Source organism: Streptomyces sp. NPDC058685, from assembly GCF_042714725.1.
In the GTDB taxonomy this organism is placed as follows: domain Bacteria; phylum Actinomycetota; class Actinomycetes; order Streptomycetales; family Streptomycetaceae; genus Streptomyces.
In genome coordinates, this window is sequence record NZ_JBHXSL010000014.1 from 109003 (window position 1) to 124174 (window position 15172).

Annotated in this window: 12 protein-coding genes; 6 read left to right on the top strand and 6 right to left on the bottom strand. The window is 68.3% G+C overall.

Annotated elements, in window-relative coordinates; genetic code table 11:
- The first annotated feature begins 422 nt into the window (after positions 1 to 422).
- Both ACFWU3_RS15105 and ACFWU3_RS15110 read left to right on the top strand, forming a co-directional pair.
- On the top strand, positions 423 to 1139 hold the full coding sequence (locus ACFWU3_RS15105; protein ID WP_384436448.1) for an XRE family transcriptional regulator: 717 nt from the start codon (positions 423 to 425) through the stop codon (positions 1137 to 1139).
- Between the two features lie 2 nt (positions 1140 to 1141).
- Complete coding sequence (locus tag ACFWU3_RS15110) at positions 1142 to 1615, top strand: NUDIX domain-containing protein (protein ID WP_384436451.1); 474 nt, start codon at positions 1142 to 1144, stop codon at positions 1613 to 1615.
- On the opposite strand, the gene ACFWU3_RS15115 is transcribed toward ACFWU3_RS15110, so the two are convergent.
- Positions 1603 to 2178 (bottom strand): HD domain-containing protein, encoded by a 576-nt coding sequence (locus tag ACFWU3_RS15115; protein ID WP_384436454.1) that lies wholly within the window; start codon positions 2176 to 2178, stop codon positions 1603 to 1605. The two genes, ACFWU3_RS15110 and ACFWU3_RS15115, sit on opposite strands and share 13 nt — an antisense overlap.
- 2 nt (positions 2179 to 2180) lie before the next feature.
- Positions 2181 to 2642, bottom strand: a complete 462-nt coding sequence (locus ACFWU3_RS15120) for a GntR family transcriptional regulator (protein ID WP_384436457.1) — start codon at positions 2640 to 2642, stop codon at positions 2181 to 2183.
- A 386-nt stretch (positions 2643 to 3028) separates the two neighbouring features.
- Here ACFWU3_RS15120 and ACFWU3_RS15125 point away from each other — a divergent pair, with 386 nt between their 5' ends.
- A complete protein-coding gene (locus tag ACFWU3_RS15125; RefSeq protein ID WP_384436460.1) occupies positions 3029 to 4030 on the top strand; it encodes a hypothetical protein in 1002 nt (333 codons plus the stop codon).
- Positions 4031 to 4139: 109 nt separating this feature from the next.
- On the opposite strand, the gene ACFWU3_RS15130 is transcribed toward ACFWU3_RS15125, so the two are convergent.
- Positions 4140 to 4604 (bottom strand): hypothetical protein, encoded by a 465-nt coding sequence (locus ACFWU3_RS15130; RefSeq protein WP_384436463.1) that lies wholly within the window; start codon positions 4602 to 4604, stop codon positions 4140 to 4142.
- A gap of 988 nt (positions 4605 to 5592) precedes the next feature.
- Here ACFWU3_RS15130 and ACFWU3_RS15135 point away from each other — a divergent pair.
- A complete protein-coding gene (locus tag ACFWU3_RS15135) occupies positions 5593 to 6639 on the top strand; it encodes a lytic polysaccharide monooxygenase (RefSeq protein ID WP_384436466.1) in 1047 nt (348 codons plus the stop codon).
- Positions 6640 to 6685: 46 nt separating this feature from the next.
- On the opposite strand, the gene ACFWU3_RS15140 is transcribed toward ACFWU3_RS15135, so the two are convergent.
- The 3 genes from ACFWU3_RS15140 to ACFWU3_RS15150 all read right to left on the bottom strand — a co-directional run bounded on the left by ACFWU3_RS15140 (position 6686) and on the right by ACFWU3_RS15150 (position 12488).
- Positions 6686 to 7573, bottom strand: coding sequence for a lipase family alpha/beta hydrolase (locus tag ACFWU3_RS15140; RefSeq protein WP_384436470.1), 888 nt, complete (start codon positions 7571 to 7573; stop codon positions 6686 to 6688).
- Between the two features lie 425 nt (positions 7574 to 7998).
- The gene (locus ACFWU3_RS15145; protein WP_384436473.1) at positions 7999 to 9048 is read right to left on the bottom strand and encodes a hypothetical protein; all 1050 of its coding nucleotides are present in this window, start codon (positions 9046 to 9048) and stop codon (positions 7999 to 8001) included.
- Positions 9045 to 12488, bottom strand: coding sequence for a DNA polymerase III subunit alpha (locus ACFWU3_RS15150; protein WP_384436476.1), 3444 nt, complete (start codon positions 12486 to 12488; stop codon positions 9045 to 9047). The genes ACFWU3_RS15145 and ACFWU3_RS15150 overlap by 4 nt, the downstream gene beginning before the upstream one ends.
- A 184-nt stretch (positions 12489 to 12672) precedes the next feature.
- On the opposite strand from ACFWU3_RS15150, the gene ACFWU3_RS15155 reads away from it, so the two are divergent.
- Together ACFWU3_RS15155 and ACFWU3_RS15160 are read left to right on the top strand one after the other, a co-directional pair.
- A complete protein-coding gene (locus tag ACFWU3_RS15155) occupies positions 12673 to 13797 on the top strand; it encodes a DUF3533 domain-containing protein (RefSeq protein WP_384436479.1) in 1125 nt (374 codons plus the stop codon).
- A gap of 219 nt (positions 13798 to 14016) precedes the next feature.
- Positions 14017 to 15168: an AI-2E family transporter gene (locus tag ACFWU3_RS15160; protein ID WP_384436482.1), complete on the top strand. Its 1152-nt coding sequence runs from the start codon at positions 14017 to 14019 to the stop codon at positions 15166 to 15168.
- The last annotated feature ends 4 nt before the right edge of the window (positions 15169 to 15172 follow it).

The following is a 15172-nucleotide window of genomic DNA, read 5'->3' on the forward strand; positions in this document are numbered from 1 at the left end:
GTTCATCACGCGGAAGACGCGTGACCGCCTACTTGGCCGAGGAGAGGCGGCGTGATCCCCATTCAGTTGTCAAGGAACAGACGCTTCCTTTGGGCCGTGTCACGGGCCCTCCGGGCGCGGGTCTGAGTTCGCTCGGCTCCACCCGTGCAGGCATGGGACGGCTACTGCGATCAACCCTCAGGCGATGCAGTACCTCTATTACAGGTACTGCATCGAGTCTCGTCAAGCTTGCCGACGAGCTCTGCGGGTCTTGCGCCAGTGCTTCCTGGCGCACCATCAGAATCACTGCAGGTGAGGGGCGTTGTGTACCGCACGTGTGGACACCCTTGGGCGATCTCGTTACCGTCAGGAAGTCCCTAGACGTCCCATCGGGGGTTGAGATGTCCAACGAGCGCTTACGGTCTGCTCTCTTGGCGCAGGGCATGACCGTGCAGGACCTGGCCGAGGCCATTGAGGTCAACCCGAAAACGGTCGAACGCTGGATAACTCAGGGCAAGGTTCCGTATCGCCGTCACCAGTACGCAACAGCCGCCCTACTCAAGGTCGACGTGACGACGCTGTGGGACGACTCCCGTTCGGTCGAAAGCGCATCAGACCTGAGCAAGGCTGAGATCGTCACGGTCTACCCGCATCGGCATATGGTTCCCCCCAACCTGTGGCGAGAGATCTACGGGCGGGCCCAATCGCACATAGACGTGCTCGTCTACTCCGGGCTATGGCTGTCGGAGGACCCGCTCTTTCTCGACTTGCTCAAGGCGAAAGTGAGCGGGAACGCTCAGGTACGCATCCTGCTCGGGGACCCTGGCTGCGCTGCGGTCAAGCAGCGCGGCATTGACGAGGGGCACCAGATCATGGACGGCAAGATTCGCAATGCGCTGATGAACTACCGACCGCTGTTCATCACTCACCCAGACATCGGATTCCGTCTGCACGACGCGACGCTGTACAACTCCTTGTTCCGCGCCGACGACGAGATGCTGGTGAACACCCATGTCTACGGCATCGGCGCCTACATGGCCCCCGTCCTCCACCTTCGACGGCTGCCAGGCGGAGGGCTCTTCGACACCTACGCGAATAGCATCGAGCAAACCTGGGGAGGCGCCCGCCAGGTGACGGACCACGACCTCACGGGAGCATGACCATGGGACGCATTGACTATCTCAACGATTCTGACGCTCCGCCGGCCAACTCAGTCGTGCCGTCCGTCGTCGCGTTCGTCCAGAACGATGCGGGTGACGTGCTCGTCATCCAGCGATCCGACAACGGCCGATGGGCACTGCCCGGTGGCGGTCACGATGTCGGCGAGTCCATCAGCGACACCGTGGTGCGCGAGGTGTGGGAAGAGACCGGCATCAAGGCCGAAGTCGTCGACATGTCGGGGATCTACACCGATCCCGGACACGTGATGCTCTACGACGACGGCGAGGCGCGACAGCAGTTCAGCATCTGCTTCCGGGCGCGGCCGATCGGCGGTGACGTGCGTACGAGCAGCGAGACGACACAGGTCCGCTGGGTTGCCCCAGCGGACCTACAGGAACTCGACATTCACCCGACGATGCAGCTCCGCATCGAGCATGCGATGGACCGGACGCGCACGGCTCCCTACATCGGCTGACGCTTCACTTCGGCGACCCGCTCCAGGACGCGTGCGGTACTCGCCAGGATCTCCGGCTCGGCACGGCGGATGAACGTGCCGATCAGACTGTCAGCTCCATACCGTCCGGCAATCTCGTTGACGCGGTCCACCGGGTTCGTCGGCATGCCGTCCGGAGTGGTGTTCATGTCGCAGTAGCAGAGCGCGTCAGTCAGCAGTGAGTTACCTTCTTCTGGAAACTCTTCTGCCAACTCACCACTGAGCCCGCGAGCCTCTGCCTCCATCCAAGCGCAGGAGTGGTTGGCGACCAGCCGCACGAGCCGCTCGTCGGCATCTGCGACATCTCGCAGGTATCGCGCACCGTCAAGCGGATGGAAGCCGGTCTTAGCTAGATCCGATGCATAGCCAATGTCGTGAAGGATGGCCGAAGCCTCCAGGAGATCTGCATCCCTTCCGAGTATCGGAGCGATGGTCCGCGCCCGTTCTGCCACCCCCTGCGAGTGCTTCCATCGCCGAGGCAACGGTTCCGCCAGCAGCGATGCGGCGAGCGGGTAGGCCCACTCAGTCAGGCTCGTTGCGCTCATCGTCAGTCGCGACCCTCTCTGTCCGGGAGCGCCAACACCATGCGCTGCTTACCTTGACGCGCTTCGGACAGCAGGCCGACAGCTTCAAGTTTGGCCAACGCCTTCGCCACGGTTGGCCGGGATACTCCAAAGCGTTCCGAGAGAGCAGTCGTGCTTGGGAACGGCGAACCGACTGCCAGGTTGTCGCGCGTGATCACGTCAGCGACCTGTTCAGCCAGCGGCCGGCGGTCGAAGTCTTGCCCCGCCCTGACTACACGCCATCGGCCGCCGGGGACGGGCTCTGCTAGCCCCTCATCCCGGAGCACGCCGAACGCGCGGAGCGCGACTCCTCGGGATACCCCGTACCTCGCCATCGTGTCCGTGAGGCTCGGTAGCTCAACCATGCCCGACTTGGCCTCGATCTCCGCCTTGACTGCGTCCGCGACCTTCACGAACGTCCCCCGTGGGTTGGCCTGCTGCGTCACACGCCCTCCCTCCTTAGTCACCGTCTTACCCAAGCCTCGCATGGACAGGCTGGGCAAGGCTGGGCTTCCTGACGGCCCTGCGAGGTGGCACGCAAGGTCGTTCGGCCCCATGCCCGGTATCGACCGTGGCTCCTGGGCTTGGCCAAGAGGCTCGCACAAGCGCCTCCAAGCTGGCACGGAAGCCGTCAGCGCCGATGCCTGGAAGCCAGCATCATCTGCCGGAGCAAGCTGCGCTGGGCACCCTTGGGGATGAGTTACTGGCGAGCAGGCCGGACACCAGTGCTCGACCGCCGCCGACAGCTTGAAGCACGGAGTCACCGACCGATTGCGGGGCACGGTCAGTAAATTCTACGTACCGGCGCTACTGACGCGGCTACCGTTAGCTCATGAGCGAAGCCCTCACATACGACAGCCTATTCCTCGGCGCCCGCAAGTTTGCGCATTCTGCCATGGCCGCGAACGCCGAGAGCGACCTAGAGATCTTTCTACTCCACGCTGGCGTGAGCATTGAACGTCTAGCGAAGGCCGCCCTGTCCAATCAGAGCCCTTTCCTACTCATGGAGATGAAGGGCAAGGAAGACACACTGTTCCATCTTGCAGGAGTTCGGGAAACGCAGAAGATTCGGACCATTGGAGCCGCTCATGCGCTGAGCAGGCTGCGGGCGATGAAGATCCTTCCAGAGCGGGACCCAGACCTCGATGAGCTCATTGAATTGCGGAACGGTGTAGCGCATCTCAACGCCGACACCGATAGCACAGTTGAAGGGATCGCGACATTCGCCAGAACGACCAATACCCTTCTGGCCCATCTCCAAGTGGAACATGAGGACTACTGGGCAACGTGGCATGGAACCGTCGATATAGCATTGAGTGAGCACTTGGAGCGCCTAGAGCGAGAGATGGCCGGCAGGATCGAGAGCGCTCGATATCGCCTGAGCAAGCGCCTTGAAGGTCTACCGGAGGCGGCCGTCGATATAATCTACGGCAACGCTCACAAAGATGAAGACGGCTCTCTGTACGGCGTGCGCGTAATGTGCGGGGATTTCATTATCCGCGTGCCCTACATTTGCCCCGCCTGCCGCTGCGATGGCCCAATCTACCTTAGTCTCCCACAAAAACAAAATGAACCACAGACTGCCCCAGCGCTGGGCTTCTTCTGCCCCCTTTGTGATTTTTCCGCCAATGGAACGGAGGAACTGCGCGCAATCGGGGTTGAAGATGAGGTTCCCATCGTTGACGCCGATGGCGAGCCGCTCTTCTCGCTCAACACTGGAGACTACGAGAGGTTCATAAACGCTGGCTACAGCCTATCTAGGATCGAAAGGCTAGTTCTACAATCCTTGATCGCGGAACCCGACCCCACCCTTGAACTCCGGGAAAACCTGTAGCGCAGAGCCACATAAACGTGCCCCGGCAGCAGGCTGGCATGACCGGCGCTCTCCCTCCAGCAGGCGGCGATAGACGCCGGGACGCTCACTGCGGCCTGGCGTGCTGCGATCATCCACAGGCGTCGAGGTCGATCGATTCCGCTCCCAGTTTCCATTCACCTACATAATCAAGCTCAGATCCTCGCGCTATTCTAACTTTGCCAAGGTTCGAGAGCACGCCAGCGTACCCCATGCGCCACGCATAGCCCTTGGAGTCTCGAAAGAATAGCTCCACATACTGGTCACCCCTCACCAGCTTACCTTTGTCGCCAAACTTGAAGACAGTGCGACTACAGGGGCCGAGCTCCCCAATTTCAAATCTCTGCATGTTTACATTCTTCTCATCTTCGATATTCAGGAAGGTGTCGTAGGCAGGCAAGAGACCCCTGTTTTCGACAGTAAGACTGTCGACTATTCCGTCCGATTCGAGGAAGTACCAGCTAATCTTCGAAGCCTCCTTTTGATCATTATCTTCCGAGGAGGTGCGTGTATCCAGAAACGTAATGATCGAGAGAGCGAGTGCAGCTGCAGCCATGACGGCTGCAGCTGCCGTAGAGATTGTGTTGATTAGCTGATGGCGGCGTTCCCGAATGCCAGCGCTGCCATTTTGGCCTGTCGGTGCCGTTATCGCCGTAGGAGTAGCCGGCACCGAAGCCCCCGTTGCGGCGGCAGGAGTAGCCGGCACCGAAGCCCCCGTTGTCGTCCCCGGCTGGCCAGAGGGCGGGGTAGGAATCGTCATGGATCGGTTCTAAGAGTCCCGCGCCAATTACACTCTGCTGTTCGCCCGTAGCGCAAAGCCCCCACCGTGTCGAAGGCTTGTCCAGGCCTCCGCGCCCGCCCCTCTCCACTCATCGGTGATGGACGGCAGCTCTAAATCCTGCGAGGCCAACGCCCTTCCGGCCTCGGTCCGCTGCTCAATCGACTACCAAGTTCAGCTGGCGTGAGCAACAGGGCGCTGCAGGAGGCGTCACGCGAGGGGCTCTCGACACATGCCCGACAGGTCTCCTAGCCCGAGTGGGATCAGGAGGCGTCCGCACAGGTCAGACCCTGCACAAGGCATGACCGGCAATCCTTTTGGAGCCGTACGTATTTGGCCGGCCGTCTGACGTCGCCCGAAGCGACCTACAGCGACACCGGCTACGCCACCCGGAGCGCCGCCTTAGGGCCTCGACTCCTGCCGTTGGCTCGCGGGGAGCCAAAGAGGGAGCCAAAGGGGGAGCCAAACGCAGCGGCACAAGGTGGATCGCCCTGGACGACCACGGACGGCCAAGCCCCAAACCTCGTGGTCAGACGTGCGCGCTCCGCAGCCTTCCTCAGCCCCTCCTTACCCCCTCCTTAAAGCGACCATAAGGATCCCCTCCATCCCCTCCCAGCAGGCGATTTCAGCTCCTCGAAGGGCTAGCTTGCTGATCGCCGGGGCTGGTTCGGACTGTCGGTGCCGCTGAACCACGGGGGGTTGTGCCGCCCGTTCGGGCCCGCCCTGGGATCCCCCCCCATGTGTCCGTCTTGAGGAGAACGTCACCATGACCGCTCGCCGTAAGGTCACCACGGTCGCCGCACTCGGCGTCGCGCCGATCGTGATCGCCGGGCTTTCCGCCGCTCCGGCCTTCGCCCACGGCTCGATGACGGACCCGGTCAGCCGGGTGTCCGCCTGCTTCGCCGAGGGGCCGGAGAGTCCGGTCTCCGCGGCGTGCAAGGCTGCGGTCGCGGCCGGCGGTACGCAGCCCCTGTACGACTGGAACGAGGTCAACATCGCCAACGCCGCGGGCAATCACCAGCAGGTGATCCCGGACGGCAAGCTGTGCAGCGCGGGCCGCGACAAGTACAAGGGGCTCGATCTGCCCCGCGGCGACTGGCCCTCCAGCAAACTGTCGGCCGGCAATCGCACCTTCCACTACAAGGCGACCGCGCCCCACAAGGGTTCCTTCGAGCTGTACCTGACCAAGGACGGGTACGACCCGACGAAGCCGCTGAAGTGGTCGGACCTGGAGGCCAAGCCGTTCGCGAAGGTCACCGACCCGAAGCTGGTCAACGGTGAGTACGTCTTCGACGGTGTCGTCCCGAACAAGTCCGGCCGCCACCTCGTCTACTCCATCTGGCAGCGTTCGGACTCCCCCGAGGCCTTCTACACCTGTTCCGACGTGGTGTTCGGGCAGGACAACGGCGGCGCCGGCAGCGCCCCGACCGCCGCTGCGCCCTCCGAGGAGGAGATAGCCGACGGTGCCGACAAGTCGACGGTGGACCACAACGGTCACGGCGGCGACGGGCACGACGAGACGGGCAAGGGCACCGAGCAGACCGGCACGGAAGCGGCCGGCGAGGAGGCCGGCGAAAAGCCCGCGGAGCAGGCCGCAGGCGAGGAGGCCGAGCCGGCCGGGGACAACGCCCCCGAGCCGAACAGCGCCGCTGCCCCGGGCACCTCGGGCAGCGAGAACCTCGCCGAGACCGGTGGTGACAGCAGCACCCCGTACATCGCCATCGGGGGTGCCGCCGCCCTCGCTCTCGGTGCGGCCGCACTGTTCGGCACGGCCCGGCGCAGGGCGACAGCCGGCGGCCGTCACGGCCGCTGAGCATCCCTGTCGCCGGGTGGTGAAACCGCGCATCCGTTCTTCGGTGTCAGCTGAAGACGGACGCGCAGGTCGTGCGTCGGGCGTTCGCCGGGTCAAGGGCGTTGGCCACCTCGTGGTACGCGATCCGGTCGAACAGCCCGATGGCGATGTGTTCCGACAGGTTCACCGGACACAGGTCCTGGACCAGGACGTTCTTGACGCCCGGTCCGTCCAGGTACTGCGAGCGGTAGGGCGTGACCACCTGGTCGTAGCGGGTGGAGATGACGGTGTAGCGCACGCCGGGCACGGTGTCGCCGCCCGCGTTGAGTTTGGTCAGGAAGGCGGAGCCGACGATCTGGTCGGCGAGCCCCGGAGTGGCGGCACTGAGCAGGTCCTCGGCTCCGGGGAAGTACGGCAGAAGCGCCGTGAGGCCGGACAGCGTGGTGCCGTGGTTGTCGGGCGCCAGGCCGACGAGGGCGTTCACCTTGTCGGCGCCCCCGAGGAACTTGAGGTAGTAGCGCGGCATCATGCCGCCCTGGGAGTGGCCGACGAGGTCCGCTTCGGACGCGCCGGTAGCGGCGAGCACCTTGTCGACATAGGTGTCGAGTTGCTCAGCGGACTTGTCGATGGGGCCGAGGCCGTGGAAGAAGGGCACGCCGGGGAGCTGCCCGTAGTCGAGTGAGAAGACGCAGTAGCCGCGCTTGACCAGGTACGGAGCGAGGCTGAGCCAGTTGTCGACCGAGTTCCCGAAGGTTCCGTGGACGAGGACGACGGGGCGGGGATGGGTGGCGGAGGGCTTGCAGCTGTAGTTGTTCCAACCGCTGCGGGGCGCCGATGCGGTGGCGGTGTCGGCGGTGGCCGAATCGGCGTGGGCGGCGGCTGCGGGAGTCAGGCTGACGGCGGCGGCCAACAGCAGGGCGGCAAGGGGTCTCAGTGCACGTTTCCAGGGCAGCATCGGGCAATCTCCTTGCGGCTCAAGGGAGTAGCGATGGCTGGATTTGTGGTGCCCACGACAAAACTACGCACGAGTAACCGCGACTGGGAAGTTACGCGTCGGTAAAAACTGAACTTGTGTCAATAAGCGATCTCCGCCGGTCAGCGGCCGCGTGCGGCACGGCGGGCGGGCGCGGCGGTGGTACACCATCCGCTCCGGCGGCAGGTTTGAGCCCGGGCCGGGACCGGGGCCAGGGGGTTCGGTGCCAGGGGGTCAGAGTGAAGGGGGTTCGGGCGCCAGGAGGCCAGGGGCCCGGGGCCGGCGGGTCCGGGCAGCGGCATGGGCCGCGCAGGGATGTCCGCGGCGCGAGAGGCGAAGTCCGGCATCGGCGCCGGAGGTTGGCTCGCCCCCGCACCCGCCCCGCACCCGCCCCGCGCTCCCGCCCCCTATGACGCCCTTCGGAACGTGGCCGCCGGCCGCACCGTGCCCGCACCGAACCGCGCGTTCGCCCGGTCCACAGCCACCTCCGCCGTGAGACGGGATTCCCGCACCGGGTCGAGCGAGATCTGCCGGGCCACCCTCTCGGCCGCGGTGAGGTCCTCGGCGCGCAGCACCATGCCCGTCAGCCGGGCCCGCTGGAGTCCGGCGGCGTCCATCATCCGGTACGCCGCGGTCCGCAGATCCTCGTCGTGTCCGGACGGCTCGGGGAGCCGCCGGGTCTTCTCCCAGTGCGCACCACCGGCGAACTGGAGCTTCAAGGACAGGGCCCGGGCCGCCTGACGGCGGTCGCGCAGGGTCGCGCCCAGGCGTACCACCAGGTCGAGAAGCGCGGCCCTGACCAGGGCGCCGTCCAGCTCGTGCCCGGTGAACCGGTGCCGGACGGCGGCCGCGGGCGGCAGGTCCTTGGGCATGACGGGACGCGGGTCGACACCGCGGGCGCGCTCCGCCGCCTGCCGTCCCGCCCGCCGGCCCAGGATCCGTTCGACGACGCCCTGCGGGACGGCGGCCAGTGCGCCGACGGTGTGCAGGCCGTACGCGTGCAGCGCCTCGGCCTGCCGGGAGCCGATGCCGTGCAGCGCCTCCACCGGCAGCGGCGCGAGGAAGTCGTCCACTCCGCCCTCGGGCACGGCCATGATGCCGCCGGGTTCCGGTACCCGGGCGGAGGCCATGGCCGCCACCGCCCAGGTGCCGGCCACCCCGATCCGTACGTCCGTGCCCAGCCGGGCCACCGCACGCAACCGCACCATCTCCGCGATCCGCACGGCGTCCGCGCCGAAGTACCGCTGCGCTCCCCGGGCCTGCACCAGCGCGGCCGAGGGCGGGATGGCCTGGACGACGGGAGAGAACTCCCGCAGCAGTTCCAGCACCGCCCGGTACTCGGCCTCTGGGAGCGCCGGGGCGCAGCGCACATGCAGGACGCTCGCCGCACGGCCGTACGGCCCGCCGGCTTCCTGTCCTGCGCCCGTCCCGTCCGGGCTCGGGGGATTCTGGTTCATCCAGCGCTCCCGGGACTCTGGTGCCACAACTTCCTCCCCGTTGCCGCCTGTTGCTCACCCGGCGGCTGAAGGTCCGCCCAGGGGTTGAGTTCGTAGCCGGTCGACAGCCGGATCCGGCGCCCGTTGTCGGCGGGGGCCCGCCCGTCACCCTCCACGGGAGCGGTGAGCCGTGCCGCGACCGCGTCGAGCCCTCCCGTCCGCCGCAGTTCCGCCAGTTCGGCGAGGTTCCAGGCGGCCGAGCCGACCACGCTGAGGCTGCGCGGACCGCGCCGCTGCACCACCCCGCGCACCAGCAGCAGCCAGGAGTGGAAGACGGTGTGGGCGCATGCGGCATGGCTGTCGTCGAAGAAGGCGAGATCGACCAGTCCGGTGCCGTCGTCGAGCGTGCTGAAGATGACCCGGCGCCCGGACCGGATCGGTGGTGTCTGGGTGGCCGCCTTCGCGCCCGCGACCAGCACGGTCTGCCCGTGCTTCGCCGAGCGCAGCTGTTGGGCCGAGAGGACTCCCAGCTCTTCCAGGAAGGAGTGGTGATCACCCATCAGGTGCCGGGAGGCGTCCATGCCGAGGACGCCGAGCTCGGCGCTGAGGCGTTCCGCGTCACCGAGGTCGGGCAGTCCGACGGGTGCTGTCTTCTCCCCCTGCCCGAGCGGGAGCTGACTGCCGTAGGACCCGCCGGCCCTCTTGCCGCGCTGTCCGCGGTGGAGTTCGGCGAGATGCAGCAGCAGGTCACGCCGGTTCGCGCCGAAGGCGTCCAGCGCGCCGACCTGGGCGAGCCGTTCGGCGACCGGGCGGCCGGGGCGGGCGCGCTGCCAGAACTCCAGCAGCGAGGAGTAGGGCCGGCCGGCCGCGATGCGCTCCGCCTCGGCCTCACTGATGCCGTGAACGTCCGAGAGGGCGAGCCTCAACCCCCAGGCATTTCGCCCCTCTTCAGACACCAGTTCGATTTGATGAGCGACCGCCGACCGGTTCACGTCCAACGGCAGTACGGGGACTCCGCGCCGCCGAGCGTCCGCCAGCAGCAGCCGCTTCGGGTACATCCCCGGGTCATGGGTGAGCAGACCGGCGAAGAAGGCCGCCGGGTGGTGCGCCTTGAGCCATGCCGACTGATAGGTCGGCACGGCGAAGGCCACTGCGTGCGCCTTGCAGAAGCCGTACGAGCCGAACGCCTCGATGATCTCCCAGGTGCGGGCGATCACGTCAGGGGTGTAGTCGCGGGCCGCCGCCTGCCGGGCGAACCAGACCTTGATCGCCCCCTGCGACTCGGGGTGCGACAGCCCGCGCCGCACCCGGTCGGCCTCGTCCCGTCCGCAGCCGGTCATGATGTCCAGCATCTCGATGATCTGCTCGTGGAAGACGACGACTCCGTAGGTCTCCTTCAGCGGCCTCTCCAGGTCCTTGTGCGGATAGCGGACGGGCGCCCGGCCGTGCCGGGCCTCGATGAACGGCCGCACCATGTCGGCCGCGACCGGGCCCGGCCGGAAGAGCGAGATGTCGACCACCAGGTCGTCGAAGGTCGACGGCTGGAGCCGGCCGATCAGATCCCGCTGGCCCGGCGACTCGATCTGGAAACAGCCCAGCGTCTCGGTGGACTTGATCAGCCGGTAGGTGTCCGGGTCGCCCGGCGGCACGGCATCGATGTCGACCTCCTCCCCCGTCGCCCGCCGCACCTCGGCGACCGCGTGCGCCATCGCCGACTGCATCCGCACGCCGAGGACGTCGAGTTTGAGCAGCCCGAGCTCCTCCACGTCGTCCTTGTCGAACTGCGCCATGGGCAGGCTCTCCCCGCTGGTGGGCACCACCGGGGTACGGGTCAGGAGCGAGGCGTCCGAGAGCAGCACCCCGCACGGGTGCATGGCGATCCCCCGCGGCAGCGCGTCCAGCGCCTCGACCAGCTCCCACATCCGTCCGTGCTTCCCCTTCTCGGCGGCGAGGGCGCGCAGTTCGGGCAGTTCCTCCATGGCGGCGCGGGCGTCACGGGCGCGGATGTGCGGAAAGGACTTGGCGATGCGGTCGATCTCGGCCGGGTCCATGGAGAGCGCGGCGCCCACGTCGCGAACCGCATGGCGTACCCGGTAGGTCTCGGGCATGGCGACGGTGGCGACCCGCTCCTCGCCGAAGCGGTCGATGATCGCGCGATAGACCTCGATCCGGCGGGCGGACTCCACGTCGATGTCGATGTCGGGCAGCACCCGCCGCCGGGTGGAGAGGAAGCGCTCCATCAGCAGGCCGTGTTCGACGGGGTCGGCGTGCGCGATGCCGAGGAGATGGTTGACGAGGGAGCCCGCCCCGGAGCCGCGTGCCGCTACCCGGATGCCCATCTTCTTGACGTCGTCGACGACCTGAGCGACCGTCAGAAAATACGTGGCGTTGCCGTGGTACGCGATGATGTCGAGCTCGTGGTGCATGCGCTCCCAGTAGTCGCGGCGGTTGTCGTAGCCGCGCAGCACCATGCCGGCGGCGGCGCGGGAAGCCAGCACCCGTTGCGGGGAGCGCCGTGCGGCGCCGACCAGATGCGGTTCGGGGAAGTGGACGGCGCCGATCCCCAGGTCGTCCTCGGGGTCGACCCGGCACGCGGCCGCCGTCTCCTCGGTCATGGCGAGCAGCCGGTGCGCGGTGTCCCGGCGGAAGCCCGCGGCCTCGGCGACCCGCTCGGCATGCGCGGTCATCGCGTCCGGGCCCTTGAGCCAGCGCTCCCCGCTGTCGAGACCCTTGCGCGGGTCGATGGGCACCAGGCGGCGGGCCGCGTCGAGGACGTCGGCGACCGGGCCCTGGCCGGGGTCGGCATAGCGGACGGCGTTGGTCAGTACGGCTCGTACGCCGTGTTCGGCGGCGAAGCCGAGGGTGCGTGCCGCGTGCCGCAGGGAGCCGGGGCCGGTGCCCGGGAGTCCGTGGTGGACGACCTCGAGGCGCAGCCCATTGCCGAAACGTTCCTGCCAGGGCGTGAGCAGCGTGGCCGCCCGGTCGGGACGGCCGGCGGCGAGCGCCCGGCCGATCTCGGACGCGGGCCCGAGCAGGACGGTCAGATCGTCGCCGTGGCTGTCGTTCCAGGGCAGCAGCGGAAGACCGTCGTCCGCCGCATGCGCGGCGGTCACCAGTCGGCACAGCTCGGCCCAGCCCCGGCGGGACCGCGCCAGAAAGACGGCCCGCGGAGCGGACTCGTCGAGAAAGGCACCGCCGCGCACGGGAGCACGCCGGCGCTCGGTCGGTCCCTCCTGCCGGGCCCGCTCCCCCACCGCGAGATCCACACCGAACAGCGGCCGGACCCCCTCCTTCTCGCAGGCCTTGATGAAGCGGACCGCGCCCGCGACGGTGTCGCGGTCGGTCAGCGCAAGGGCGTCCATACCCCGCTCGGCGGCACCCGCGGCCAGCCGTTCCGGATGCGATGCCCCGTACCGCAGGGAGAACCCGGAAACGGTGTGCAGATGCGTGAACCCGGGCACCCACACCTCCTGGATCAGTCCGTCTCACCTCCCCCGCCTCCACCATAGACCAAGTTTCGAACGTACGTACGACAACCGCACCGCCCCGCTCGACCCTGTACGGCAAGGGCGCCGACGCGGGCGCATCAGCCATTCGGACCCGCCCCACCTGCGGGAACACCGGACGAGACCCAGCGTGGAGGCCATGACGCGCACATCGGACGACCCTCGCGGAGGATTCCTCGGCGAGCTCAAGGACGCGGTGAGCGTGCGCGCCGCTCTCCTGGTCACCGGAGTGCTGGCGCTCCAGCTCACGTTCATCACGTCGTACATCGGCGCCTTCCACTCACCCGAGCCGCACAGGATCCCGCTGGCCGTCACCGCGCCCTCGAGCCAGGTCTCCGACGAGGCCCTGTACCGGCTCTCCACCCTGCCGGGCGAGCCGCTCGACCCCCGGCCGGTCCCGAACGAGGCGGCGGCGATCGAGCAGATCAAAAACCGCGACATCGACGGCGCACTCGTCCTCGGCCCCGGTGGCACCGGCCGACTACTGGTGGCCGGCGGGGGCGGCGCCTCGCTCTCCCAAGCGATCACCGAGGTCGTCACGGCAGCCGAGAAGAGGCAGGGGACGACCCTGAAGGTGGTGGACGTGGTCCCCGGCACCCGGGGCGACGGCCGCGGGCTCTCCTCGTTCTATCTGGTCGTCGGCTGGTGCGTGGGCGGCTATCTGTGTGCGGCGATCCTCGGGATCAGCGCGGGCGCACGCCCCGCCAACGGATCCCGCGCCGTGATCCGGCTGGGCGCCCTGCTGCTGTACTCGATCGTCGCCGGCCTGCTGGGATCCGTGATCGCGGGCCCCGTCCTGGACGCCCTGCCGGGCAGTCTTCCGGCCCTGTGGGGCCTCGGCACGCTGCTGGTCTTCGCGGTCGGGTCGGTCACGCTCGCCCTTCAGGGCCTCATGGGTGTCATCGGCATCGGCATCGCGATCCTGCTGGTGGTCGTGCTCGGCAATCCGAGTGCGGGCGGCGCGTATCCCCATCCGCTGCTGCCGCCCTTCTGGCGGACCATCGGCCCCGCGCTGCCGCCGGGCGCGGGCACCTCCGCCGCCCGCTCGATCGCCTACTTCAGGGGCAACGGCGCGGGCGGCCCGATGCTGGTGCTCTCCGCGTGGGCGGTGGTGGGCACGGTGCTCACGATCGCCGCCGCGGTGCTCCGCCCCGGCGGCATCGGGGCCGGGACGGAAGCGGCCGGGAGCGGCGCAGCCGTCGGACGCCCGGCCGCCGGAGCCGGAAGGGCGGCCACCGCGGGCCGTCCGGACACCACGGGCTGAGGCGAGCCGATGCCCGGACGACCCGAACCGCAAGGCAGTGGCGACACACAGCCCGGCAACGGTCCGCAGCCCGGGGCCCCGTCCCCCGGCCCGCCGTCCGGAGAGCGGGGTCCGCGGATCCGCGCCGCCCGCCGGGCCTCCCGCGGCCCGGCCGTTCCGCCCGGTCCGACCGGGAGAGCAGGCCAAAACGGGAGAGCAGGCCCGAGTTCCGACCCACAGGTGTCCCCCGCGCTGCGGACCGCGGCCGCGTACTCCTGGCGTGTGATCGTGGTCGGCGCGCTCGTGTACGCCGTCTTCTCGATCCTCGGGCGCTTCCATGAGATCGCCGTGGCCGTCTTCCTCGGCCTGGTCGTCACCGCGATGCTCCGCCCGCTGACCGATCTGCTGGCCCGCCGGCTGCCACGGGCGATCGCCGTCACCGTGTCCCTGCTCGGCAGCATCATCGTCCTCCTCGGCGTCCTGGCCCTCGTCGGCGAGACGGTCGCCGGTGAACGCGCCGTGCTCCAGGAGGAGTTCGGCGCCGGGATCGGCAGGATCGAGCACTGGCTGGAGCAGCCACCGTTCCGGCTGAACCCCGAGGCGCTGACCGATCTCCAGTCCCGGATCGGGCAGTTCCTGTCCAGCCACCGGTCCACCCTGATCAGTACCGCTCTCAGCGGCGCCGGGCGGCTGGTGCAGGTGCTCACCGTGCTGGCGCTCGCCCTCTTCTGCTCGGTCTTCTTCCTCCAGTCGGGCGACCGTCAGTGGAACTGGTTCTGCTCCCAGCTGCCGGCGGGTGCCCGGGACCGGGTGGCGCTGGCCGGCCGTGCGGGCTGGCGGACCTTCACCGGCTACACACACGGCATCGTGCTGGTGGCGGCCACCAACGCCATCCTGGTGGGCGTGGCTCTGTTCGCCCTCGGAGTACCGCTGGCCGTGCCCCTGGCCCTGCTCGAATTCTTCGCCGCCTTCATTCCGCTGATCGGCTCCCCCATCGCGCTGGCCGTCGCCGCGGTGGTGGCGCTGGCGTCCGAAGGGCCGGTGATCGCGGCCGTCGTCGTCGCGCTGATCGTGATCATCGGTCAGATCGAGGGGCATCTGCTGCACCCGCTGGTGATGAGCTGGGCCGTCCGGCTGCACCCGGTGGTGGTGGCACTCTCGGTCGTCGGCGGGGCCATCGCGGCGGGAGTGGTGGGCGCCGTGGTGGCGGTACCGCTGGTCTCCGTCCTCTGGGCCGCGCGGCAGGAACTGCGCGGAGAGCAGCCGGAGACGCTGAAGCGGACGAAGCGAAGGAAGCAGCAGAAGAAGGGACCGACGGGAGACGCGGGGGCGGCGGACGAGGCAGGGAGCACAAGCGGCATGAGCAAGGCCCGGGCCACCCCTGAGGGATGACCCG